The 22,495-nt window shown below is 59.6% G+C and carries 19 protein-coding genes; 8 read left to right on the forward strand and 11 right to left on the reverse strand.

Translation table 11 applies throughout. The annotated features are described in order from the left end of the window. The gene (locus tag HNQ50_RS21575; protein WP_184103574.1) at positions 1–1,188 is read right to left on the reverse strand and encodes an acyltransferase family protein; all 1,188 of its coding nucleotides are present in this window, start codon (positions 1,186–1,188) and stop codon (positions 1–3) included. A 522-nt stretch (positions 1,189–1,710) separates the two neighbouring features. Here HNQ50_RS21575 and HNQ50_RS21580 point away from each other — a divergent pair. Then, complete coding sequence (locus HNQ50_RS21580; protein ID WP_221303309.1) at positions 1,711–3,594, forward strand: glycoside hydrolase family 64 protein; 1,884 nt, start codon at positions 1,711–1,713, stop codon at positions 3,592–3,594. A gap of 370 nt (positions 3,595–3,964) precedes the next feature. Here HNQ50_RS21580 and HNQ50_RS21585 read toward each other — a convergent pair whose 3' ends face one another. Next, a complete protein-coding gene (locus HNQ50_RS21585; RefSeq protein WP_184103577.1) occupies positions 3,965–4,153 on the reverse strand; it encodes a hypothetical protein in 189 nt (62 codons plus the stop codon). Positions 4,154–4,461: 308 nt separating this feature from the next. On the opposite strand from HNQ50_RS21585, the gene cyoA reads away from it, so the two are divergent. From cyoA to HNQ50_RS21615, 6 genes are all read left to right on the forward strand, one after another. Then, positions 4,462–5,406 carry a ubiquinol oxidase subunit II gene (cyoA, locus tag HNQ50_RS21590; RefSeq protein ID WP_184103580.1) on the forward strand — a complete coding sequence of 315 codons (945 nt, stop codon included), beginning with the start codon at positions 4,462–4,464 and terminating at the stop codon, positions 5,404–5,406. 6 nt (positions 5,407–5,412) lie between these two features. Then, positions 5,413–7,401: a cytochrome o ubiquinol oxidase subunit I gene (gene cyoB, locus HNQ50_RS21595; RefSeq protein WP_184103583.1), complete on the forward strand. Its 1,989-nt coding sequence runs from the start codon at positions 5,413–5,415 to the stop codon at positions 7,399–7,401. Between the two features lie 13 nt (positions 7,402–7,414). Beyond that, positions 7,415–8,041: a cytochrome o ubiquinol oxidase subunit III gene (gene cyoC, locus HNQ50_RS21600; protein ID WP_184103584.1), complete on the forward strand. Its 627-nt coding sequence runs from the start codon at positions 7,415–7,417 to the stop codon at positions 8,039–8,041. Then, a complete protein-coding gene (gene cyoD, locus HNQ50_RS21605; protein ID WP_184103585.1) occupies positions 8,041–8,385 on the forward strand; it encodes a cytochrome o ubiquinol oxidase subunit IV in 345 nt (114 codons plus the stop codon). Before cyoC ends, cyoD begins: the two co-directional genes overlap by 1 nt. A gap of 10 nt (positions 8,386–8,395) precedes the next feature. Then, positions 8,396–9,298 carry a heme o synthase gene (gene cyoE, locus HNQ50_RS21610; protein ID WP_184103586.1) on the forward strand — a complete coding sequence of 301 codons (903 nt, stop codon included), beginning with the start codon at positions 8,396–8,398 and terminating at the stop codon, positions 9,296–9,298. A 522-nt stretch (positions 9,299–9,820) separates the two neighbouring features. Next, on the forward strand, positions 9,821–11,236 hold the full coding sequence (locus HNQ50_RS21615; protein WP_281386238.1) for a DHA2 family efflux MFS transporter permease subunit: 1,416 nt from the start codon (positions 9,821–9,823) through the stop codon (positions 11,234–11,236). A 55-nt stretch (positions 11,237–11,291) separates the two neighbouring features. Here HNQ50_RS21615 and HNQ50_RS21620 read toward each other — a convergent pair whose 3' ends face one another. The 9 genes from HNQ50_RS21620 to HNQ50_RS21660 all read right to left on the reverse strand — a co-directional run bounded on the left by HNQ50_RS21620 (position 11,292) and on the right by HNQ50_RS21660 (position 22,069). Beyond that, the gene (locus HNQ50_RS21620) at positions 11,292–11,951 is read right to left on the reverse strand and encodes a TonB family protein (protein ID WP_184103593.1); all 660 of its coding nucleotides are present in this window, start codon (positions 11,949–11,951) and stop codon (positions 11,292–11,294) included. Then, entirely contained in the window at positions 11,948–12,340 is a 393-nt protein-coding gene (locus HNQ50_RS21625) for an ExbD/TolR family protein (protein WP_184103596.1), read from the reverse strand. Before HNQ50_RS21625 ends, HNQ50_RS21620 begins: the two co-directional genes overlap by 4 nt. Before the next feature lies 1 nt (position 12,341). Further along, entirely contained in the window at positions 12,342–13,001 is a 660-nt protein-coding gene (locus HNQ50_RS21630) for a MotA/TolQ/ExbB proton channel family protein (protein ID WP_184103599.1), read from the reverse strand. A gap of 208 nt (positions 13,002–13,209) precedes the next feature. Next, the gene (locus HNQ50_RS21635; RefSeq protein WP_184103602.1) at positions 13,210–15,483 is read right to left on the reverse strand and encodes a TonB-dependent receptor; all 2,274 of its coding nucleotides are present in this window, start codon (positions 15,481–15,483) and stop codon (positions 13,210–13,212) included. Between the two features lie 75 nt (positions 15,484–15,558). Continuing rightward, positions 15,559–17,037: an alkaline phosphatase family protein gene (locus HNQ50_RS21640; protein ID WP_184103605.1), complete on the reverse strand. Its 1,479-nt coding sequence runs from the start codon at positions 17,035–17,037 to the stop codon at positions 15,559–15,561. A 9-nt stretch (positions 17,038–17,046) separates the two neighbouring features. Then, a complete protein-coding gene (locus tag HNQ50_RS21645; RefSeq protein WP_184103608.1) occupies positions 17,047–17,781 on the reverse strand; it encodes an acid phosphatase in 735 nt (244 codons plus the stop codon). A 374-nt stretch (positions 17,782–18,155) separates the two neighbouring features. Next, positions 18,156–19,589, reverse strand: coding sequence for a sensor histidine kinase (locus HNQ50_RS21650; RefSeq protein WP_184103611.1), 1,434 nt, complete (start codon positions 19,587–19,589; stop codon positions 18,156–18,158). Beyond that, positions 19,567–20,253 (reverse strand): response regulator transcription factor, encoded by a 687-nt coding sequence (locus HNQ50_RS21655; RefSeq protein ID WP_184103614.1) that lies wholly within the window; start codon positions 20,251–20,253, stop codon positions 19,567–19,569. Before HNQ50_RS21655 ends, HNQ50_RS21650 begins: the two co-directional genes overlap by 23 nt. Before the next feature lie 733 nt (positions 20,254–20,986). Continuing rightward, positions 20,987–22,069, reverse strand: coding sequence for a nickel/cobalt efflux protein RcnA (locus HNQ50_RS21660; protein WP_184103617.1), 1,083 nt, complete (start codon positions 22,067–22,069; stop codon positions 20,987–20,989). A 116-nt stretch (positions 22,070–22,185) separates the two neighbouring features. Between HNQ50_RS21660 and HNQ50_RS21665 the strand changes: the two genes are divergently transcribed. Further along, positions 22,186–22,458, forward strand: a complete 273-nt coding sequence (locus tag HNQ50_RS21665; RefSeq protein ID WP_184103620.1) for a metal-sensing transcriptional repressor — start codon at positions 22,186–22,188, stop codon at positions 22,456–22,458. Positions 22,459–22,495: the final 37 nt, after the last annotated feature.

Consider the following 22,495-nt stretch of genomic DNA (forward strand, 5'->3'; position numbering starts at 1 on the left):
TCACAAAGTCACGGTAGGGGTCTGCAGTTTGGGTTCATGCTCTGGCTGCGGCTCATGGGTGACCGTCAGTACGGGCTGGGGCGACTTGAACAAGAACAGGGCGCGCCAGTCCGGCGCAGCGCGGAACTCGACAAAGCGATAAGTCAGGGCGGCCAGAAATAGCGTGATCAAGAGGGCGGCAGCCATGAACGCGGGCTGGGTATTCCCCTTGAACAAGCCCAGGGCGTTCATGACCGGCAGGTGCCACAGATAAATGCTGTAGCAGGCCATGCCAGGCAGTTGCAGTACCCGCCAGCGCAAAAAGCGCAACCATGGCGCGCCGTTTAGTAACGTCAGGATCAACAGCGTCAAACCCAGATCGAACACGTTATTCAAAATGGCCATCCACTCGAAGCTGATCGTGCGGCTAATGCATCGATCAAAGCCATAACAAGCGGCCAGCAGCAGCAGCACTGCCAGAACGCCGGAGCGCGTGGTGGGTATCCGCCAAAAGGTGCCGCGCACCCAGGCGGCCGCTAGCGCCATGCCAATGACAAACTCATCGAGGCGACCCAGCAGCAGGGCGTCGGCAATCCAGTCCGGCCCGGCTGGCGGCGGGTCCAGTGCACGGATGGCGCGCACGCCGAGCGACAAGACCAGCGCGACAATCAGCATGGGCTTGATCCCCCGCCGCGCCGCCAGCACGGCCAGCAGCGGGAAGAGGACACTGAACAGGACCTCGGTCCCGATCGACCACAAGGCCCAGTTGGACGCAGGGACAAACGTGGCGTGATGAAAGGGAAAGGTGAACGTGGCGATGGCGAAGGCCTCCCGCAGCATGCCCCGATCCGCATGAGCCAGGTGACCACTGAGGACCACGGCGGTGACGCACACCAGGTAGTACAGCGGGATCAGCCGGAAAAAACGGTGTTTGTAGAAGGTCCATGCATCTGTTGTGTTGCGGATTTGCCGCTTTTGCGCGGCATAGGGCAGGTAGAGCACAAACCCGGACAACATGAAGAAGAGATTGACGCCCGTCCAGCCGTTCAGCAGCAGCAAGCCCGTCGATACGCCCAGCACAAGGGGTGGATGAAAAGCCAGCGCGATGGTGATGTGGTGCCAGACGACGGCGATGATCGCCAGCCCGCGCAGTCCGTTGATTTCCGGAATGCGCAAATTGGGTGGTGCCGGCCGGGTGCTCTGGGTCATTCGGGTTTCACCATCAAACGTGCAGGGGAAGCACCGTGCGGTGCCTGGTGCAGCGCGTCAGGAATCAGTAATTAGGCGCGCTCTTCTTATCGATAGCAAGCATCTTCTCGTTGTGCGTCGCAACAGGTACTCCCGAAAGATGAATGGATACTTTCAAGCGTGGCGGTGTTGGCCAGGCGTGCCCAAAGCGTCTTTAAGCGTCACGCCAGCCCCGCCGGTCTGACAGCAAATCATGATATGCCGGGCGGCGCCAAACCCAGGCTGGGCGGACCTTCGGCCGGGAGTGGCGCTCTGGCGTGGCGAGCATATTCCGACCGGTCAGGCGCTTCTGCTGCACGTTCGTCAGCCGGGTTTTAGCGCGGCAGAAAAATCGCAACCGGTTGCAAACGGCATATTTGCTTGTCAGTGATGGGTAAAGTACGTGTAGCGTAGGGGAAAGACGTTACTTGATTGGCGTGGTGCATCGCCGCAGCATGAAATCCATTTCAAAACCCGTATCAGCGGGACAGGATGGAGAGAGTCATGACAAATCACACCCGGTTTCTGGCCGGTAAACAACGTACGCTGGCGCTGGTGCTGGCGGGTCTGGTCGCCGCACCCTTGCCCCTGATGGCCACGCTGACCGCGCCGGCCGCGTATGCCGCCTCGGTCAGTACGGGTTACACCGCGCTGGCGGGTGGCTCGGTGCAGTTTTATGCCAATGGTGGTGTATGGGCCGACTTGCACTACACGGTGAACGGCGGCGCGCAGTTGAATATCCGCATGGGTAATAGCGGCACCAACAACAGTTACACCGTGACCGGGATTCCTGCCGGTGCGGTGGTGCGTTTCTCCTTTACCGTGGGGCAGAGCGACGGCTCGGCGCAGGATACGGCCTGGACGCAGTTCAGCTATAGCGCGCCAACCCCGACGCCGGCACCGACCCCCACGCCAGCACCGACACCTGTACCAACTCCGGTCCCCACGCCGACGCCTGCTCCCGCACCGGCCGCCACTTACGGTGCCAACGCGCTCAGCGGTGGGGTGGTGGCGTTCTATGCCAATGGCGGTACATGGGCTGATCTGCACTACAGCGTGAATGGCGGCGGTCAGGCCAATGTACGGATGACCAACAGCGGCAGCACCAATACCTGGCAGATCACCGGTGTGACCAACGGTGCGACGGTCAATTACTGGTTCACCATCGGCCAGGCCAATGGTTCGGCGGCAGATACGCCAGCGCAAACATTGACCTACAGCACGGCCACGCCGACCCCCACACCCACGCCAGCGCCTTCCGGCGGCAATCCGCTGTTCCCGGCCGCCGGTACGACCTTTAACCTGGTGAATGGCACCAACGGCACCTACGCCGATAGCCAGGTCTACTGGACCATGGTCGGCAAAGACCCGGTCACCCAGGGCTATGTGCATGTGAACTGTGCCGGGGTGCTGATCCCCATGTCGGCGGCGGACAATAACGCGCAAACCAAGGGCGGCCAGAGCTACGCCAATTACTCCATTCCGCTGTCACAGTGTAAATCGGTGACTGTGCCGCAGATTACCTCGGCGCGGATTTACCTCAGTGTCGGCAGCCCCATGTTCATGGCGGCGGTGGGGAGCCCGGTCACTGGCTACACCGGCCCGAACATTGATAACCCGACGGATCCCAACAGCAATGTGATCTTTGACTTTATCGAGATGGATGTCAGCGCGGCCAGCTTCTTTGGCAACACCACCCGCGTTGACCAGTTTGGTTTCCCGGTCCGTTTGCGTCTGCAAGGGCAGGGCGGCACCGATCAAACCGTGGGCGAAACCGAAACCCGCGCCGCGCTGTTCCAGGAATTTGCGGCACAGACGCCGGCACCGTTCTCGCAATTGGCGACCGTCCAGGCGCCGTACCGGATTGTCGCACCGGCGCATGGCGGTTTTGCCACGGGCGGGGCGTACAGCAACTATCTGGATAGCTACATCGCCGCCATCTGGAGCCAGTACGCCAGCCAGCCGCTGGTGTTTACGGATGCTCAGGGTACGTTCACCGGCCACGTGGTGAATGGTCAGTTTGTGTTTAATGATGGCGCGGGCACGTATTACATCAACCACATGCCCACCACCTCTGAAGTCTTGCTGGGCAACGGCGTGTTTAACGATGCCAGCAACGCTGCAGCGAGTGTGCCGACGGCCAAGCAGTTGCAGATCCAGGCACAACTGGCCGCAGCCATGAACCGTCATGTGGCGGAAAACCCGGCGGCCTGGGATAACGCAGCGGGGTTCTATAGCAGCGCACCCACCAACTACTACGCGCAGTTCTGGCATCAGCACAGCATTGACCAGTTGTCCTACGGCTTCTCTTATGACGACGTACGCGGCTTCAGTTCTTCGTTGATTGGGGCCAACCCGACCGTGGCGACGATTACCGTCGGCTGGTAACGCGCCAGTACCTTGTCCGGGCTTTTTTCGGGCCGTTCTGTTCTTTGCTATTGAAAAAGAACAGGACGGCCCGAAATAATTGCCGGGAACAAAAATTGCGGTAGCATGGTCTTGATGGGCCAGCCTTGAGAAAGCGCAAACCAAGCCGGTGTTGCTTTGCAGCATCACTTTTTCGGGAGCGTTGCCTGTTTTTTGGGCAGCCACTGGTTTGGGTGATTGTCAGGAAACCCGCCGTTCGTCGGGCGGGCGTAAGTCAAGGCAGGGGCGTGAGCGTATCGCGGCAAGCAAATCGGGCAGATTTTTACGCAAACGTGTTTTAGAAGAAGTTACGGGAAGATCGATGCACATTTGCTGCACCTGACGATTCCGCTCAAAAACGTACAGGCCGCCACGCCAATGTGGCTTTCCTGATTTTTGCGACTTCTTTTGCAGGTGGTGTGGTGTTGTCGAAGGCTTGAAGAAAGCTTTGGGCGCACGCGGGCAGCGGGCCATCCAGGGCAATATTCCACATTGCCGGCAACGGTACAAATACCATTTGCTCAAAATCAAGTTTTTTCATCTAATAGTTGCGCCCGTAATACCAGTCGCTTGCTGTGACATACGCAACTTGACCCGTTCTCCCCTTGGGTTGACGTGCGAAGCATGTGTAAACCCGCGTCTATCACTACACAAGACGTAGCCGACGTCGCTAAGGCTCATTTGCCTGTCTGTGGCGCAGCTAGTACAAGATCTGCCCGTTGCCTGTCCAACCCGCAATCCCCGTACCTTCGTTACTCCTGTTTCGTCCTCCATTTTGCACTGACGGCATAAGCCGCCGGATGCCTCACGCAAGCCCGTTTTCTGTAACTCTTTCTGACTAGAACCAGCATGCCAAACTTGATCGGTCGTGCCCGCAACTGGCGGGGACTCTGGGGGGTCTTGCCCATTCTTCTATCCGGATGCCAAGGGGGCATCCTCGATCCGAAAGGCCAGATCGCCGCGGACGAGAAATCCCTCATCATCACGGCAACCGTATTGATGCTGCTGGTCGTCGTACCGGTCATCATCCTTACCTTTGTGTTCGCGTGGAAATACCGCGCCAGCAACACCGCTGCCGAATACCAGCCCAAGTGGTCGCACTCGGGCAAGATTGAAGCCGTGGTCTGGATCATCCCGATCATCATCGTGACCGGTCTGTCCATTCTGTCGTGGAAATCCACGCACAAGCTGGACCCGTACCGTCCGCTGGAGTCCGCTGTGGCGCCGGTGAATGTCGAAGTGGTCTCGCTGAACTGGAAATGGCTGTTCATCTACCCGGATCTGGGTATCGCTTCTGTGAACGAGCTGGCTTTCCCGAAAGACACGCCCGTCAATTTCCGCATTACCTCTGATGCCGCGATGAACTCGTTCTTCATCCCGCAACTGGGTGGCCAGATTTACGCCATGGCTGGCATGGAAACCAAACTGCACCTGACCGCACAGGAAGCCGGTACCTATCACGGTATTTCGGCCAACTACTCGGGCGCTGGTTTCTCTGGCATGAAGTTCAATGCCATCGCCACGGAAACCCCTGAGCAGTTCAATGCCTGGGTGGCCCACGTCAAGGCAACGGGCAAACCGCTGGATGCGCAAGGCTATATCGGCCTGACCACGCCGAGCGAAAACAACCCGGCGGCGTACTACACGCTGGCCGAGCCGCGCCTGTTCCCGGCTGTACTGCATAAGTACATGGCCGGTCGCCAGTCGATGGCGGCATCCGACGAAGAGATCAAGGTGGCCGAACTGAGCCGTGTTCTCTGTAAAACACCAACCCTGGCACCTGTGAAGGAGTAACGATAGATGTTGCTGGGCAAACTTACTCTGGACGCCATCCCGTTCCATGAACCCATCGTGATGGGTGCATTGGGTGGCGCCGGCCTGATGGGTCTTGTTGTGCTGTCCTTGATTACCAAGTTCGGCAAATGGGGCTACCTGTGGCGCGAATGGCTGACTTCGGTTGACCACAAGCGTATTGGCGTGATGTACATCGCCGTTGCGCTGGTCATGCTGCTGCGCGGCTTTGCCGATGCGCTGATGATGCGCTCGCAACTGGCCATGGCTACGGATGGCGCCATGGGCGTCTTCCCGCCGTCTCACTACGACCAGATCTTTACCGCGCACGGCGTGATCATGATTATTTTCATGGCCATGCCGTTCATGACGGGGCTGATGAACATTGTTGTGCCGCTGCAGATTGGCGCGCGTGACGTGGCGTTCCCGTTCCTGAACTCGCTGTCGTTCTGGCTGCTGGTGGCCGCTGCGATTCTGGTGAACCTGTCGCTGGGCGTGGGCAACTTTGCCCGTACCGGCTGGGTGGCCTATCCGCCGCTGGCTGAACTGGCGTTCAGTCCGGACGTGGGGGTGGACTATTACACCTGGGCATTACAGATATCAGGGATAGGGACAACGCTAACGGCGGTCAACTTCCTGGTGACCGTGATCAAGATGCGCGCCCCGGGCATGAAGCTGATGCAAATGCCGATCTTCACCTGGACCTGCACCTGGGCCAACGTGCTGATCGTGGCTTCCTTCCCGATCCTGACCGGCGCTCTGGCCATGCTGAGCCTGGACCGTTACATGGACTTCCACTTCTTTACAGCGGAAGCTGGTGGTAACGCCATGATGTATCTGAACTTGTTCTGGGCCTGGGGTCACCCTGAGGTCTACGTGCTGGTTCTGCCTGCTTTCGGTATTTTCTCGGAAGTGGTTTCGACCTACTCGGGCAAGCGCCTGTTCGGTCACACTTCCATGATCGTGGCTTCCGGCGCGATCACCGTGCTGGGCTTTATGGTGTGGTTGCATCACTTCTTCACCATGGGTTCGGGCGCTAACGTCAACGCGTTCTTCGGTATCGCCACCATGGTGATTTCCGTGCCGACCGGCGTGAAACTGTTCAACTGGTTGTTCACCATCTACAAGGGTCGTCTGCGCTTTGAGCCGCCTATCCTGTGGACGCTGGGCTTCATGGTGACGTTCTCCATCGGTGGTATGACCGGCGTGCTGCTGGCTGTACCGGGTGCTGACTATGTGCTGCACAACAGCCTGTTCCTGATCGCTCACTTCCACAACACCATCATTGGTGGCGCGGTGTTCGGTTACCTGGCCGGTTTCTCGTTCTGGTTCCCGAAAGTGTTCGGCTTCAAGCTGAACGCCAAGCTGGGCAAGGCTGCGTTCTGGTTCTGGCAAGTGGGTTTCTACTTCGCCTTCATGCCGCTGTACGTGCTGGGCTTCATGGGCATGACGCGTCGTCTGAACCATACCGACCATCATGAGTGGAACATCTACCTGTACTTTGCCCTGTTTGGCGCGCTGCTGATCGCGGCAGGTATTGGCTGCCAGTTGCTGCAAATTGCCGTGTCGATCTACCAGCGCAAGAAGCTGGAAGACAACACGGGCGATCCGTGGAACGGCCACACCCTGGAATGGGCCACGTCTTCCCCGCCGCCGGCTTATAACTTTGCCGTGCTGCCGCAAGTGCGCGACATCGACGCCTTCACCGACATGAAGGAACAAGGCAAGCCATACGCCAAGCCAGAACATTACGACCCGATCCATATGCCGAAGAACACCTCGGCCGGCGTGTTCATGGGTGCGTTTGCAACCGCCCTGGGTTTTGCGCTGATCTGGCACATCTGGTGGCTGGCGATTGTCGGTCTGGTGGGTATTGTTGTGACGCTGCTGACCCGCGTTTACGACAACCACAAAGACTTTTACATCATGCCGAACGAGATCGCCCACACCGAGCGCGCTGCTGCTGACAGCCGTGCCAAAGAAGTGGTTGCGGCCTGAGGGATATTGATAAATGAGTAATCTTGCTGAACAAACGCTCGACGCCCCAGTCGAGCACGAACACGGTCACGAACATCATCACGATACAGACAGCCAGGATATCCTGGGCTTCTGGCTGTATCTGATGACCGACTGCATCTTGTTTGCCACCGCATTTGCCGGTTACGCCGTGCTGTATCGCAATATTGCGACCGGCCCGGCGGGCTTCGAGATTTTTGACCTGAAGTACGTGGCGATTGAAACCGCAGCCCTGCTGCTGTCTTCTATCACCTACGGTTTTGCCATGATCAGCGGCCGCCGCGGCAACAAGTCGGCCGTACTGGGTTGGCTGGCTGTGACGTTCCTGTTTGGTGCCACCTTTATCGGTATGGAAGTCAACGAATTCCATCACCTGATTGCTGAAGGTCATGGCCCGAACGTCAGCGCATTCCTCTCGGCCTTCTTTGGTCTGGTGGGTCTGCACGGTCTGCACGTCACGGCCGGTCTGATCTGGATGGCGGTCTTGATGTTTGAAGTGGCCAAGCGCGGCCTCACCAAACCGGCCGTACTGCGCCTGAGCCTCTTGAGCCTGTTCTGGCACTTTTTGGACGTGGTCTGGATCTGTGTGTTCACCGTTGTGTATCTGAAAGGGGTCGCGTGATGCAACGCATTGAAGGTCATGATTCGCATCAACACGCCGCTGCTGCAGATCACGGCAGCTATGTGGACTACCTGGTTGGCTTTGTGCTGTCGGTCATCCTGACGGTTATTCCGTTCTGGATGGTGATGAGCAAATCGTTCAGCCGTCAGGGCACCATGATTGGGATCGCCGTGTTCGCTGTGGCCCAGGTGATCGTGCAGCTCAAGTATTTCCTGCACCTGGACTTCACCAAGGAAGGCAAGATCAACACGCTGGCGTTCCTGTTTACCGCTTTGATCATCGTTATGCTGGTGGGTCTGTCGATCTGGATCATCACCACCGCTGACGCGTTGATGATGCGCTAAGGTGGGCAGTTTGAAACTCAAGCGTTACCTGCTGGTCACCAAGCCTGGCATCATCATGGGTAACCTGATCAGCACCGTCGGCGGCTTTTTGCTGGCCAGCCAGGGTCACCCTGACTGGCTGGTGATGGTCGCCACGGTGATCGGTTCGGCGTTGGTGGTGGCATCGGGCTGCGCGATCAATAACTGGATTGATCGTGACATCGACGCCCGCATGGAGCGCACCAAAAAGCGCGTGACGGTGACCGGGGTGATGAGCCCCGCTGCCGCACTCGCGCATGGTGTGTTGCTGGGTGTGTTGGGCTTTGCCTGTCTGGCCTGGTTCACCCCGATGGTCACCGTGTATTGCGTGGCTTTTGGCTACGTCATCTATGTGGGCGTTTACAGCCTGTATATGAAGCGCAATTCGGTGCACGGCACGCTGGTGGGTTCGCTCTCCGGCGCCATGCCCCCTGTGGCGGGCTTTTGTGCCGCCGCAGGTGAGTGGAATACCGGCGCGCTGATCCTGATGCTGATGTTCTGTCTGTGGCAAATGCCGCATTCCTACGCCATTGCCATCTTCCGCCAGGAAGACTACAAGCGCGCGGGGATTCCGGTCTTGCCGGTGGTGCGCGGTATTACCGCAGCCCGCCGTCAGATGGTCGCCTATATCATCGCTTTTGCGGTGGCCTGTGTGGCGCTGCAAGTGGCGGGTTACGCCGGTTACGGTTACATGGCCGTCGCCGTGGCGACCTCCTTGTACTGGCTGAAGCTGGCACTGGATGGCCGTCAGACCGACAACCATGTGAAATGGGCCCGGCAGGTGTTTGTGTTCTCCATCATTACCGTGACGGCGTTGTCTGTTTCGATGGCGGTGGATGGCAAGCAGCCCAGGCAGCAAGTGGCTAGCCTGACGCAGCTTGTGCATCACGTGTGATTGGTTGTTTTGGCAGATGAAAAACCCGGTGGCTAACCGGGTTTTTTGTTTTTGGGGAGGGCGGTGAGCGGCTTGCTTCCTGGCTGGCTCACTGACTCGTCATTCCGGCCTTGAGCCGGAATCCGGTGAGGCCGCCGTAGGGTGGATTCGGAGCGTTAGCGACAATCCACCATTGCGATCTCTGTGTTAGCGCCTGCCGGCGCGGGCTTGAAAGGCATTCGATACCCGGGGTACCGGCCCCCCGTACTCCGCTGCGATGCTCGGCGCTGCCGGATGGGAGGAAAGGCAACAGCCAACCCCAACCCCGCAAACCGTCTGTGCGCAAGAACGGTTTCCCTTGCCCACCACATCGTCATTCCGGCCTTGAGCCGGAATCCAGGCGTAAATATCTGCGCCGCAGGCGCTGAAACGGTGTCGTTCACACGCCTTGTCTTAGAGGCACACCCAAATGCCGCAAAGCCCCCACCCCTGGGTTGCGCCGCGTAATATATCAATACACTCATGAATCAAGCCCCCGTTCCAATGCCCCACACCTTACCTGCAGAGTCCCCCCGCAACCGTTGGCTAGTCTGGCTGGTGGCCGGCGCCTTCTTTATGGAGCTGCTGGACTCCACCGTCATGACCACGGCCTTGCCGCAGATGGCACAGAGTTTTGGCACGGCGCCGGTGCATCTCTCCATTGGCGTCAGCGCCTATCTGCTGGCGCTGGCAGTGTTCATCCCCATCAGCGGCTGGCTGGCAGATCGCTTTGGCCCGCGCCAGGTGTTTGGCGGGGCCATCTTGCTGTTCACATTGGCGTCGGTGTTATGCAGCCTGAGCACCAGCTTGTGGTTCTTTACCTTCGCCCGCGTGTTGCAAGGTTTGGGCGGGGCAATGATGGTGCCGGTCGGGCGCATGGTGGTGTTGCGCGCCACACCCAAAGACAAACTGGTAACGGCCATTGCCACGCTGACCTGGCCCGCGCTGGGCGCACCGGTGCTGGGCCCGCCGCTGGGTGCGCTGATCACCACGCATTGGGGCTGGCACTGGATTTTTCTGTTGAATGTGCCGTTTGGGCTGCTGGGTTTTGTGTTGACCCTACGGCTGGTGGATGGCGCACCAGGCGGGCGGCGCGGGTTTGATACGGTGGGGTTTATCCTGAGCGGCGTGGGTTGCAGTGCGTTGATGTACGCCTGCAACCTGGCCGCACAGACGCCCTTTATGGCTAGCGCCGTGCTGTTATGGGGCCTGGGCGGTGTGGGGGCATTGTGGCTGGCGGTACGACATCTGCGCCGGACGCCCCATCCACTGGTGGATCTGGATGCGCTCCGCATACCCACTTTTGCTGTGGCCATGCGTGGTGGCTTGCTGTTCCGCATGGCGATCAACAGTGCGCCGTTTCTGCTACCCCTGTTGTTCCAGCTTGGCTTTGGCTACAGCGCCACGACCTCCGGGACGCTGTTGCTGGCGCTGTTTGCCGGCAACTTGCTGATGAAACCCGCGACGACCCCGCTGATGAAAGCCTGGGGTTTTCGTACCGTGTTACTGGTCAATGGCGTCATGGTGGCGTTGGGTTTTGTGTTATGCATGGCGTTGCGGCCAGATACGCCTTATCTCGTCACCATGGCTGTCCTGTTCTTTACCGGGTTAAGCCGTTCCATGCAGTTCACCGGTTTTTCCACCTTCAGCTTTTGCGATATCCCGCCCGAGCGCATGAGTGGGGCATCTACGCTGAGCAGCATCCTCACCCAGATGAGTGCTGGCCTGGGCGTGGCGCTGGGGGCGGTTATGTTGCGCGCGGCATCCGTCTGGTTTCCGGCCGCAGGGCATGGCGTGTCGGTGACGGCCTTCCGGCTGGCGTTTCTGGGGATGGCACTGATCAGCGCGGCCGGGCTGCTTGATCTGTTGCCGTTACCGCGCAATGCCGGCGCAGCGGTCAGCGGGCATCAGGCGGCCTGAAAAACAAAACAGGGCAGACATGGTCCGCCCTGTTTCTTCTAGCCAACGCCAACCTTCAATCCAGCCGAAACTGCACATTCACCCGGTAGGTGTGTTTGTGCCCCACCAGCGCAGCGGGTTCTGCCGGCAAGGGCGCGGCCTGTACTGCGGCCAGGGCCGCGTGGTCAAAGGCGCTGATTGTGCTGGATTTGGCAATGTGGATGTTGCTGAGCGTGCCATCCAGATAATCAAACTCCACCGTCGCCTGGCCGGTTTCACCCATTTGCTTGAGGGCATACGGGTACAACACCGCCGACTGCACCGCGCCACGTAATTGCGCAGCAAACACGTCCACCGGGCTGGGGCCGGCCACGGCCGGCGCGGGGGCGGGCGGCGGTGGCGGTGCTGGTGGCGTGGGGCTTTGCGCGGCGGTATCCAGCGGGGATGGCGGTGTGGCCGGCGCTGGTGGCGCGGCTTGCACATGCGGTGCGGGGGCCGGATGCGGCTCGTCGTGCATCACCGGGCGCGGCATGGGGGCGGGCGGCTTGGGCGGCGCGGGTGTCGGGGCCGCTTCTGGCGCCACCAGGCTGACCATCTGCGGCGCCGGTGCCGGGGCAGGCGCTTTGAGCAACTGGTGCGATAACAGCAAGACACCGGTCGTCGCCAGCAGCCCCTCCAGCAAGAGGGCCATGCCCATGGAACGCAACAAAGGCGATTGCATCACGGTGCTACTCATTGGGCATCACGGGCGGCAATGCCGATCTGGGTCACACCGGCCTTGCGGCAGGCATCCATGACCTGGGTCAACTGTTGCACGCTGGCTTGTTTTTCGCTGGCCAGGGTCACGACGGTATTGGTGGCGTCGCCACCGCGCAGGCGGGCGGTCAGTGTATCCAGCGTTACCTTGTCGTGGCCGGCTTCAATGCTGCCGTCCGCATGCAGGGTGACAATCACGCGGGCCTTGGGCAGGTTTTGCGCGGTGGTGCTGCCAGGCAGTTTGGCGCCAATGCCGTGGGCGGGAATCATCTTGAGCGCGGCCATGATGAAGAACACCAGCAGAAAAAACATGATGTCGATCATCGGCACCACTTCAATACGTGCCTTGCGGGTTTCAAAGTAACGCATATCAGGCCATCACTCGTTCTTTGGCGCGCAAGCCATTGTGCTCGGGGTTCTTGTGGACACCTGGCAGCCGGTTAAGCAATTGACGCTTGACGGTTTCCATCTGGTGCACGATCTGGCGCACGGCGTCATTCATACCGTTGAAGAACCACAAATGGCTCATGGCAATGGCCAGGCCGCAGGCGGTGGCCACCAGCGCTTCGGCCACGCCAGCGGTGACGCCAGAGGTATCGCCGCCATTCTGGCCCAGCACGCCAAACGCGTTGAACATGCCGATGATGGTGCCAAACAGGCCCAGCAGCGGGGCGACGGTAATCACGGTGTCCAGCAGCCACAAACCGCGATCAACCTGCGGGATTTCCATGTAAATGGCTTCTTCCAGCAATTCATCCAGATTGGGCGCGGTGTGGCGCACGGCGTAAACATCAAAAAGGCGCGCCAGGGGCAGGCCAGTGGCTTGTTCGCGCAGGCGTTCCACGTCGCTCTGGCCCAGCGTGGGCAGGGTGCTCAGATCGTGGACCAGTTGCGCGCCGCGGCGCACGTTGCGGCGAATGCGCAAACCGCGATCAATGATGACGGTCAGGCCGACAAATACCAGCACCGCCATCAGATACAGCGTGCCGCCAGAGCCCAGGGCCATCTGGTTAAGATGAGAAAAATCCATGTTTGAATTCGCTTTTGCATGTGGCCACAACCGTGGCCGGGTGATTCGGTTCTGCCTGAACGCAGGGCGCACCCCCAGGTAAGCAGGGGTGCGCCGTGACGGTCACATTACAGTTCTGTTATTGCAAAATTAATGTGCTGCCCACAAAACCACGGCTGTCTGTGCTTTGCGCGCCTGGCCAGCAGCGATTGTGTTGGTGGCACCAGGATCAGATGTCGCCGCGCAGGCTCACAAAATAGCTACGCTCCGGCACAAAGTAATAAAGGAACTGGTTGGGATCGGTGCCGTGGCTGGTGTCGCTGGCGGCCGGGCCCATGTTGTCGGTAATGGCGTTGGTGTTGAACAGGTTGGATACACCAAAGGTCAGGCGCAGGTTCTTGAACCGGGTGCCCAGATCGGTCAGATCACGCGCCAGTGTCAGATCGGTCACGTGGTAGGCCGGCACGCGGTACAGGCTGCCGTCGGCTTCACCGTTACTGCCCTGGTACATGGCCCCAATAAACTTGGTCGCCAGCGCCGCGTGATAAACGCTCTGGTCATAATTCAGGCTCAGTGCTGCGGTGTACTGCGGCACAAAGGAGATCGTCTGGCCGGATTTCCAGGCCTGCGAACCCACGCCGTCCTCAGTAAACGTGGCATGGTTGACCGAGCCATTGCCGTACACGCCAAAGCCGTAACCCAGCAATACGTTGCCTTCCGCTTCCACGCCGGTGTAACGCACGCCGCCCGAGTTGAAATAGGTGGCGTTCTGGCCGGAGCCGGTCTTGGAGAGGTAATTGCTGAAGTCGATCAGGTAGGCATCAATATTGAAGGTGTAACGCTCGGCCTTGAGCACCGTGCCAATCTGATACGCAATGGAAGACTGCGGGTCCACCGAGTTATTGCTCAGCGGGTTGCCCGAGTACAGCGTGTTCAGGTTAGGGGCCAGCGTGCCTTTGGAAACCTCCACATAGCCGGACCACAGCGGCGTGAAGCGATAGTTGGCGGACAGGCTGGGCAGGACAGAATCCCAGGTCTTGTCGATTTCGCCATTGGTGCCCGGCAGGTTGTTCTGGTTGATTCTGGCGTTCAGGGTGCGCTCAAAATTCTGGTAGCGCAGGCCGGGCGAAACGGTCAGGTTGGACAATGCCTTCCAGTCATACTGGGCAAACAGTTGGCGGGTATCCACCATGTCTTTCATGTCGTAGAACGTCGGGCCGTAGGTGGCGTTCTGGTTGTATGGCGTGCCGGTGGTGAAATCCACCGCGTTGCGGTTACGGTTGTTCCAGGTGTGTTCCAGCCATAGACCACCCGTGAACGTGCCGGTGGCGTCGGCGTGTTCGGTGGTCAGTGCATCGCCCCAGGTACGGTACTGGTTGATCTTGATGGCGCCGGCAATGTCGGTGCCGCTCTGGCCTGTGGTATACGGCTTGGCGGTTTTCACGGCAGACAGTGGGGATGACGTGGTGTCGCCATTCAGCTCATGGCTGACGTTGTTGTAGTAATAGGTATAGAGCTTGTTATTGGCGGTCCAGCCGTTACCAAAGTCATGATCCAGGCCGACGTAGGCAAAATCAGTGTCTTTGTCCTGATAGTTGTAGCCAATGTAGTCAGCGCGGGTCGGGTCTTTGGACAGACCATAGTTGTAGCCATACTTGTTGGCGTCGTTGAGCGTGGTGCCATCCGGATTGTTGAAGTTGATCCGGTTGAAGGTATACACAAAGGTCAGCAGTGTGTTTTCACCCAGCGGCAACTGGTCTTTCAGGTAGATGTTGGCGTCACGCACGTCGCCATTGGTCAGCGCGCCGTCCGAGCCCAGGTAATGCGCGTTGATCATCAGGTTGTTGTCGCCCAGCGACTGCACGGCGCCGGTGGTATAGCCGATATCGGTCTGCGAGGTGTAATGCGAACCCAGGGTCTGACCAAAGCTGAACAATGAGGTTGGCGAGAGCTTGGGCGAGAACATGTTCACCGAGCCGCCAAAGGTGGCATAACCCAGTTGCGTGGCATCGCCCGGGCTGCGGTCAATACTGATGCTGCCAATGGTGGCGGACGGGAAGTACGACGTCGTGTGGTGGGTGAAGTCGTTGGTGTCCCCAAACGGCAGGCCGTCATAGGTCACGTTGAATTGACCGTCCGGAAAGCCGCGCAGGGTCTGGTTCTTGGCCTCGGACAGACCGGTGCCGTTCGGGGACGAACTGGAGTAGCTGGGGGCGATACGGATCATGGAACCGTAATCGGCCACCGGCGTCAGCTGATCGTGAATGTAGTTACTGCCAATCTGGGTCTGCGGCGATTGCGCATCCAGCGGGGCCTGGGTCAGCGCGGCAGCGGCGGCTGGCGTCACTGCCTTTTTGCGGGCAGGGGCGTTGGTGGTGTCATCGTTGCCATTGGCCGATACGGTGCCGATATCGGTCACCGGGGCGGGGTCAGCAGCGTGGGCACAGGCGGCCATGACCGAAAACGCAATCAGCGTCATCGTGTGGCGTGTGGTGTTGTTCATGACTGGCATGTCTCCTGGTGGGCGGCGGGGCGCGCCCGTTTTGTTTTCGGGTTAATTGCAGTAATCCTGATCAGATCAGCGGGCCGTCCAGGCGCCGGGCAAGACCCGGGCCGAGCCGTGCTGCACGGATTGCAGTGCAGCCGGGTCCAGCCCCAGCGCGGCCAGAATGGTCGGTGCGACTTGTGTGGTGCTCACCGTGTCCTCTACCTGGCCGGGCACCACGCCGGGGCCGCTGAGTAACAGCGCCACGTGGCGGTCGTCCTCGCCAAAGCCACCGTGTTCGGCCATCTTTTTGCCGTGCGTGTACACCACGCCCGGTTGCACGGCCAGCGCAATATCCGGCGTGCGGTTATCCGTAGCGCGGCCAAACCCGGCCGGCATGTCCTCTCCGCTGTACACGTGGGCAATGCCCAGTTCTGCCGCGTGGGCATTCAGTGCCGCCACAACAGTCGGCGCGGTGCGGCGATCGTTCAGCCACAGCAAACCCACGTCATCGAGCGAAGCCTTGGCCAGCGCGCCAGGTGCGGCGGCATTAACCTGGGCCAGCAATAACTTGCCGTCTATGCGGCGCAGTTTTGCGCTGTCGATCGGGGCCTGGCCGTGCTTGGCGGTCAGCACCACCAGCGTCGATTTGCTGAGGTGTGCGGTTTTCAGCGCGGCTTCAATGCGGCCAAGGGACTCGTCGACATGGGTCAGCGCGCTGGCAATGGCCGGGCCGGGCTGGGCGTTGGCATCCAGATAACCTTCACCACTTTTCTGGGCGACGCTGACATTCTGGAAGTTCATGCCAAACAGGGTGGGGACGCCGACCTTGTGCTGGCCGCTGCTATCCAGGCCGTTGATCTGGTTAATCACGGCCGTCACCTTGAGATTGTCATACGCCGGGAAACTGGTGGTTTTCTCTCCCATGGCGGCGATCTCTGGCGTGTACAAGTCCATTACGCCCTGACCACTGGGGCCGTTCACAAAGTCATAAGCCAGGTGTTTGTCCACCCAGGCGGTCTGGCCGCCATGCGCCCGCACCACTTCAAACACGGTGTTGACCTGCACAAACTGGTGCGGATAAACCGGCGTACAGCCGTGTACTGCGTCGCGCGGCAATTGGGCCGGGTTGATGGCGCCCCCACCGTTGACTTGCTCCGGGTGCTGGTCGATCGACTCGTCGTACACCACCTCGGCGCCGCGATGGCTGCAATCCGAGCCCGCAGCGGCGTAGCTGCGGTCGTAGCTGTCGTCGTAATACACGCCGGACTGGGCCGGCAATGCGCCAGAGATGAGCGCCACCAATCCCGGGAAAGAATCGGACGGCATCGGTGCATAGGCGCGTTGGTAGTTCAAACCACTGGCATACATGCGGGCCAGGTTCGATTGCGGGTGATCCATCACAAAGCGGGTGAGGTCTTGTTCATGCAGACCATCCACACTGATCAACAGAACATGGCGTGCTGGCGCTGCACTGGCGGGGCTAAAGCTGGAACAGGCGGCCAGGGCGGCGGACAAAGCGGCCACACACAGGTGGGTTGTGAAAGAGCAATGGCGGGTCAGTTTCTTCATGATCTTGGGTTATTGGGCAGTCTGGGTGGCGATGGTCAGCGCCGGCAGGGCCAGCGCTTTGCGGGTTTCGTTGGTGGCGGCTTGCAGATCGGCACGCAGGGCGGGGTTTTGCAGCATGGCCGCGGCAATCAGCATGCCGGATGCTTTGCCGGCCTCAATATCGCTGGGGTAATGCACGCCACCAATCACGCGGCCCAGCGCAAAGCTGTCTGCGCGGTTGAAAATCTCTGCGCGCTTTTCCGGGACCATTTGCGCCAGCATTTCGGCGGTCAGCCAGGCAAAGGTGGCATGACCACTCGGATAGCTGGGCGAAGTCCCTTCGGTGACGATGCCGGGGTGAACATCGGTGCTGCTGTTATAAGGGCGGGGGCGTTTCCAGTACGCCTTGGCAGCCTTCATGGGCACTGCACCTTGTTTGGCAATGCGGGTAAAAAAAGCGGCGGTCAGCGGTAACTTGTCGGCATCAAATGCGGAGCCCAGCACATCGTTGAAACGGAACACGCTTTTGTGGGTATCGGCATCGGCCAGCTTGAGCTGGGCGTCGGTGCGGTTCTTTTGCCAGAGCAGCACTTGTTGCAGGTCAGCGTCCCCGGCTGGGGTGCCCAGTGCCGGGGGTGGAGGCAGCAATTGCACGAGATCCGGGCTGGTGCTGCCCAGGTAGGTTGCATCCGCAGCCCAGGTTGGCGTGGTCGCCAGCAGTAGCACTGTCACGGGAACGACAAGTTGTTTAAAAAATTGCAGCATGTTGGTGAACCTGAATTCTGTTTTTGTGAAAAGGTGCGCCAAACTAGCCTGGATTTATTACAGAAAAATAATAGGAATGGATGTTTTTGAATCAGTCATCCAGGGGTGTCGTATATAAACCGGTTTTTATCTAAATATGATTTGAAGTGACTGTTTTTTATTGGTTTTTAAAAAATAATTTAGATTTGTGTCAACCCTTTTCCAGGTATTGGATGAGAAGGGTGTTTTTTGAAAACCGTAAAAATACGCAGCCGAATGGGGGTGAATTGAATGTGTGCCCTTATTCTAAATTTTTGTTTAAGAAATACCTGGGTCCGGATTGTTGCGGATAAAAAAAGCCCACCCTGTGTGGGTGGGCTTTTGGCAGTTGATGATCAGATCGCAGCAATGGGCGCGGTGGGGAGGCTCTCTGTCACCGGTTTGAGGCCGATCACTGCGGGATCGGCCTCGGTGGTAAAGCGCAAGCGCACCTGGCAACCCGGTTGGGCGTCATGCAGACTGACATCGACATCATGCAAACGCGCGACTGCCGCCACCATGCTCAAACCAAGACCGTTGCCGGCGGTATGGCGGCTGCGCTCTGAACGGAAAAACCGGCGCAGCACGGCTTCCCGATCGGCCTCCGGCACGCCAGGGCCGTTATCACTCACGCTCAGCACGGCGTAGTGCGGCTGCGCATTGAGCGTAATCCACACCGCGCCACCGGATGGGGTGAACTTGAGGGCGTTGTCCAGCAGATTGCACATGGCATCAAACAGCAGATCGGCGTCACCGGTAATCCAGACCGCAGACCGGCTGCGTTCCCAATGCAGGCTGATCTGCTTTTCATCGGCCATGGGTTCAAAAAATTCTGCGATATCCGTGGCGATGCGGTTGAGGTCTAGCCGGGCAAAGCCCACGCGGCGGGCGTTGTCTTCAATCTCTGAAATACGCAATAGCGCCCGGAAGGTGGCCAACAAACCACGGGCCTGCGAGATGGCCTGTTCAATGGCCTGTTGATACTCGCTCTGACTCATCTCGCCCCGTCGTTGCGCGCGCTCCAGCCCCGCCAGCAGATTGGTCAAGGGCGTGCGCAGGTCATGGGCGATATCGTCACAGACGCCTTTGACCTCGTGCATCAGCCGCTCAATCTCATCGAGCATGTGGTTCACCACCACCGCCAACTGGTCTACATCATCGGTGACGCCGCGTACCGGTAAGCGTTTGGAGAGATCGCCCTTCACAATGCGCTGGATGGCGCTGGTCACCCCTTGCAACCGCCGTTGTGTGCTCAGGCCCATGGCGGTGGCCCCCAGCAAACCCAGAATCAGCATGATCACGCCGCCGGATTCCAGCGCGCCCAGAATGGCCTGACCAAACTCGCTGATATCACGCACATCGGCGGCCATGACGAGCACATTGCCATCGGCCAGCACATGCGCCACGCCCCGCAGATGCTGCAACGAGCCATCATTTCCCGTCCGGCTGAAATTGAAGGGCACGTCCCAGGCCGGAATATAAGGCTTTTGCTGCAGGCCACCGAGGCGCCAGTGGCCCGTGGCATCAAACAGTCCTACCGGCGCCAGACCGGCTGCATCATGCCCGGTGTGTTCGGTGGCTTCGGCCAGCATGTCATGCGGGGTCATGCGGCTGTAGTTGTAGACTTTGCGCTCCAGCGTGTGGTCAATATGCACCGACAGATAGCTGGACGTGCGCCAGTAGATATAGCCAAACAGGGCCAGCGATGTAGTGCCAAACAGCAGCATGAACAACAAGGCGACGCGAAAGCTGGTCGTACGCGGAATATCACTCAGGCGCACGGAGAACATAGCCGGCTCCTCGCACGGTGTGGATCATGTCCGGCTCTGGCGCGACATCCAGCTTGCGGCGCAGGCGGCCAATGTGGACCTCGATCACGTTGGTGCGCTCGTCATAGTGATAGTCCCACACGGATTCAAACATCATGGTGCGGGTGACGGTCTGGCCCGCGTTGCGCATCAGGTACAGCAGCAGGTCGTACTCACGCGGCAACAGATCCAGCAGCCGCTCGCCGCGCCGCACAGTGCGGGTCAACAGATCGACCTCCAGTTCGCCCACGCGCAAACGCAACTCACGTTCTTCGCTACGGCCACGGCGGCGGGTCAGCGCGTCCAGCCGGGCGGTCAGTTCCACAAAATCAAAAGGCTTGGTCAGATAGTCATCGCCCCCTGCGCGCAGGCCGCGCACCCGTTCATCCAGCGTGGAGAGGGCGCTCAGGATCAGCACGGGCGTATCAATCAGCGTCTTGCGCAAGGCCGTCAGGACAGAGAGCCCATCCATGCCGCCATTGAGCATGCGGTCCAGCACAATCACATCAAAATGCCCGGCTTGCGCCTGTGTCAGACCACTCTGCCCGGTATCTGCATGCGTGACCTGAAAGCCGTGATCACACAGTGCCGCATTGATTTCGGCGGCGGTGGTGGTGTTGTCTTCGACAACCAGAACGTGGGTCATGGGGAGGGCGGCCAGAATGCGACAAACCTGCGACGCTGCCATGACGGTGTGACGTGGGTATTACGGGAGGGGGATTTGCTGGGGGGGAGGAGTGGGGCTGGCGAGCCCCGGACTTTGGCGTTGTCGGCTTTGACAGCCCTTGGGGCGGACGCTTGCCGCAGTGCTTGCAAGAATAAAGGTGCCTCCATGTCCCGCTAACTCGTCATTCCTGCGAAAGCAGGAATCCAGTGGGAGCCGGAACGGTTCCGTTCTCTGGCGAGAACCCGATCGTTGGCAACTGTAGGGTGGATTCGGAGCGTTAGCGACAATCCACCTTGGCTGGCTTAAAACCTTGAAGCCCTGTTAGCGCCTGACGGCGCGGTTGTTTACACACCGGGAGTGCCCGGACCACCTTACTTTCTTTGGGGCCGCCGAGGTGCTTCGCCACCTCGGCGGCCCCAAAGAAAGTAAGCAAAGAAAGGCGACCCCTACGACAGCGTTCGCTGCGCGAATCCCCTGTGCTTCTCGTGAGTGCCGGCTGGCTCCAGCCCCGCTTCTACTGTCATCCGATGGGATGATCAACTTTGTGGGGGTACCCCCAAGGGGCAGGAACTCGCTACGCTCAAACACCCTTACGCCGAAACGCCTCGGCGGCCCCCCGGCCCTCACTGCGATGCTCGGCGCCGCCGGAGGGGAGATACGTCAAAAACAACTGCAACTTCAAAAGCAACCCCAGCGGCAACCGCGCACCCCATCACCCCAACGCCATCACCCCCTGATATCCCACATACAACCCCACCAGCATGATCAGCGCGCCAGATACAAATGGCGCCTTGCGGGCGAAGTCGCCAAAGCCGGTCCAGCGTTTGGACATATGGCGGACAGACAGCGCGGCGACGGTGCCGCTCATGACCATGGTCAACGCCAGGCCAATGCTGAAACACAGCACCAGCGCGGCGCCCAGGCTGAATTTTTTCAATTGCAGGCACAATAGCAACACGGTGATGGACGCCGGGCAGGGCACCAGTCCGCCGGTCAGGCCAAACACAATGATCTGGCCAGTTGTGACGTTGCGGTTGGCGAAGCGGCGGCGGATGTCGTTGGCGTGTGCGCGCTCGTGGGCATCCTGGTATTCACCGTCGCCCAGGGCCAGTGCATTGGCGTGACCCTGCTCTGAAAACGTCACGTCATAGTCGTGCGTGTGACCGCCGTGGCCCAAAGACAAACGGGCGGTGAAATCGTGCGGCTCGGCAACGGGTTCTGCCGATTCCAGATAACCCATTCTGGAGACAAAGCGGAAGGTCTGCGTTTGACCATCAGGTCGCTGGATAGCCAGTTGCACGTCTTTGGACAACCAGTGATGCCCCATGCGGCCTTCCTGATACAGGCGGAATACCGGCGGCACGCCGTCTTCAAAGATGTCCAGCCGAACCGTACCGTGGCCGGTATCAATCCGTTTCCCCTCGGGGTGATCGTGATGGTGGTCCTGGGCCGCGTGTTGTTCACGCAAGGTGCGCCACAGCATCCAGGCCGCCACACCCATAATCAACACCGCTGAGGCCACCTGGAAATATGGTTCAGTGGTCTGGGCATTCCAGTGCCCGCCAAAGTACAAGCCTGCCAGCGCCACCAGCCAGACCACGGCGGTGTGAGAGAGCGTGGCCGACAAACCCAGCAACACGGCTTGCCCCACCGTTCCGCGGATGGCCACAATAAACGCGGCCATCATGGTCTTGGAATGACCCGGTTCCAGCCCATGCAACGCCCCCAGCAAAATGGCACTGGGGATAAACAGCCAGGCATTACCTTGCTGCAACAGGGTGGCGAATTCGGTCATGGCGGGCTTTATAGGGGCGGACTATCAACGGCGTCGATACTACCCCCAAGTATATAAATATACTACCCCCCAGTAATGGCGTGATACGCTGCCGTCATTGATTGCAGGAAAAAACCATGAGTCACACCATCAAGGACAAAGCCAGGCTGCTGGCCCGGGTGCGCCGGATTCAGGGGCAGGCGGCGGCGCTGGAAAAACAACTGGATGTAGAAGGGGATTGCGGCGCAATCCTGCAGCAGATCGCGGCCATTCGCGGTGCCGTGAACGGCTTGCTGGCAGCGGTGATTGAAGGCCATATCACCGATCACCTGGTGCTGGAGGCGGATGAAGCCCAGCGGCGGGAAGACCTGGATGTGGTGTTGCAGGTGATTCGCTCTTACGTGAAATAAGCGGGGCTACTGCTTGCAAGCCGCGCTGCGGCCATAA

The organism is Silvimonas terrae, assembly GCF_014202765.1.
GTDB classification, from domain to species: domain Bacteria; phylum Pseudomonadota; class Gammaproteobacteria; order Burkholderiales; family Chitinibacteraceae; genus Silvimonas; species Silvimonas terrae.

Bases quoted from the DNA above. Each gene is read 5' to 3' on its own strand.
- HNQ50_RS21575 (WP_184103574.1), bottom strand. From the start codon at position 1,188: ATGACCCAGAGCACCCGGCCGGCACCACCCAATTTGCGCATTCCGGAA.
- HNQ50_RS21580 (WP_221303309.1), top strand. From the start codon at position 1,711: ATGACAAATCACACCCGGTTTCTGGCCGGTAAACAACGTACGCTGGCG.
- HNQ50_RS21585 (WP_184103577.1), bottom strand. From the start codon at position 4,153: ATGAAAAAACTTGATTTTGAGCAAATGGTATTTGTACCGTTGCCGGCA.
- cyoA (WP_184103580.1), top strand. From the start codon at position 4,462: ATGCCAAACTTGATCGGTCGTGCCCGCAACTGGCGGGGACTCTGGGGG.
- cyoB (WP_184103583.1), top strand. From the start codon at position 5,413: ATGTTGCTGGGCAAACTTACTCTGGACGCCATCCCGTTCCATGAACCC.
- cyoC (WP_184103584.1), top strand. From the start codon at position 7,415: ATGAGTAATCTTGCTGAACAAACGCTCGACGCCCCAGTCGAGCACGAA.
- cyoD (WP_184103585.1), top strand. From the start codon at position 8,041: ATGCAACGCATTGAAGGTCATGATTCGCATCAACACGCCGCTGCTGCA.
- HNQ50_RS21615 (WP_281386238.1), top strand. From the start codon at position 9,821: ATGCCCCACACCTTACCTGCAGAGTCCCCCCGCAACCGTTGGCTAGTC.
- HNQ50_RS21620 (WP_184103593.1), bottom strand. From the start codon at position 11,951: ATGAGTAGCACCGTGATGCAATCGCCTTTGTTGCGTTCCATGGGCATG.
- HNQ50_RS21625 (WP_184103596.1), bottom strand. From the start codon at position 12,340: ATGCGTTACTTTGAAACCCGCAAGGCACGTATTGAAGTGGTGCCGATG.
- HNQ50_RS21630 (WP_184103599.1), bottom strand. From the start codon at position 13,001: ATGGATTTTTCTCATCTTAACCAGATGGCCCTGGGCTCTGGCGGCACG.
- HNQ50_RS21635 (WP_184103602.1), bottom strand. From the start codon at position 15,483: ATGAACAACACCACACGCCACACGATGACGCTGATTGCGTTTTCGGTC.
- HNQ50_RS21640 (WP_184103605.1), bottom strand. From the start codon at position 17,037: ATGAAGAAACTGACCCGCCATTGCTCTTTCACAACCCACCTGTGTGTG.
- HNQ50_RS21645 (WP_184103608.1), bottom strand. From the start codon at position 17,781: ATGCTGCAATTTTTTAAACAACTTGTCGTTCCCGTGACAGTGCTACTG.
- HNQ50_RS21650 (WP_184103611.1), bottom strand. From the start codon at position 19,589: ATGTTCTCCGTGCGCCTGAGTGATATTCCGCGTACGACCAGCTTTCGC.
- HNQ50_RS21655 (WP_184103614.1), bottom strand. From the start codon at position 20,253: ATGACCCACGTTCTGGTTGTCGAAGACAACACCACCACCGCCGCCGAA.
- HNQ50_RS21660 (WP_184103617.1), bottom strand. From the start codon at position 22,069: ATGACCGAATTCGCCACCCTGTTGCAGCAAGGTAATGCCTGGCTGTTT.
- HNQ50_RS21665 (WP_184103620.1), top strand. From the start codon at position 22,186: ATGAGTCACACCATCAAGGACAAAGCCAGGCTGCTGGCCCGGGTGCGC.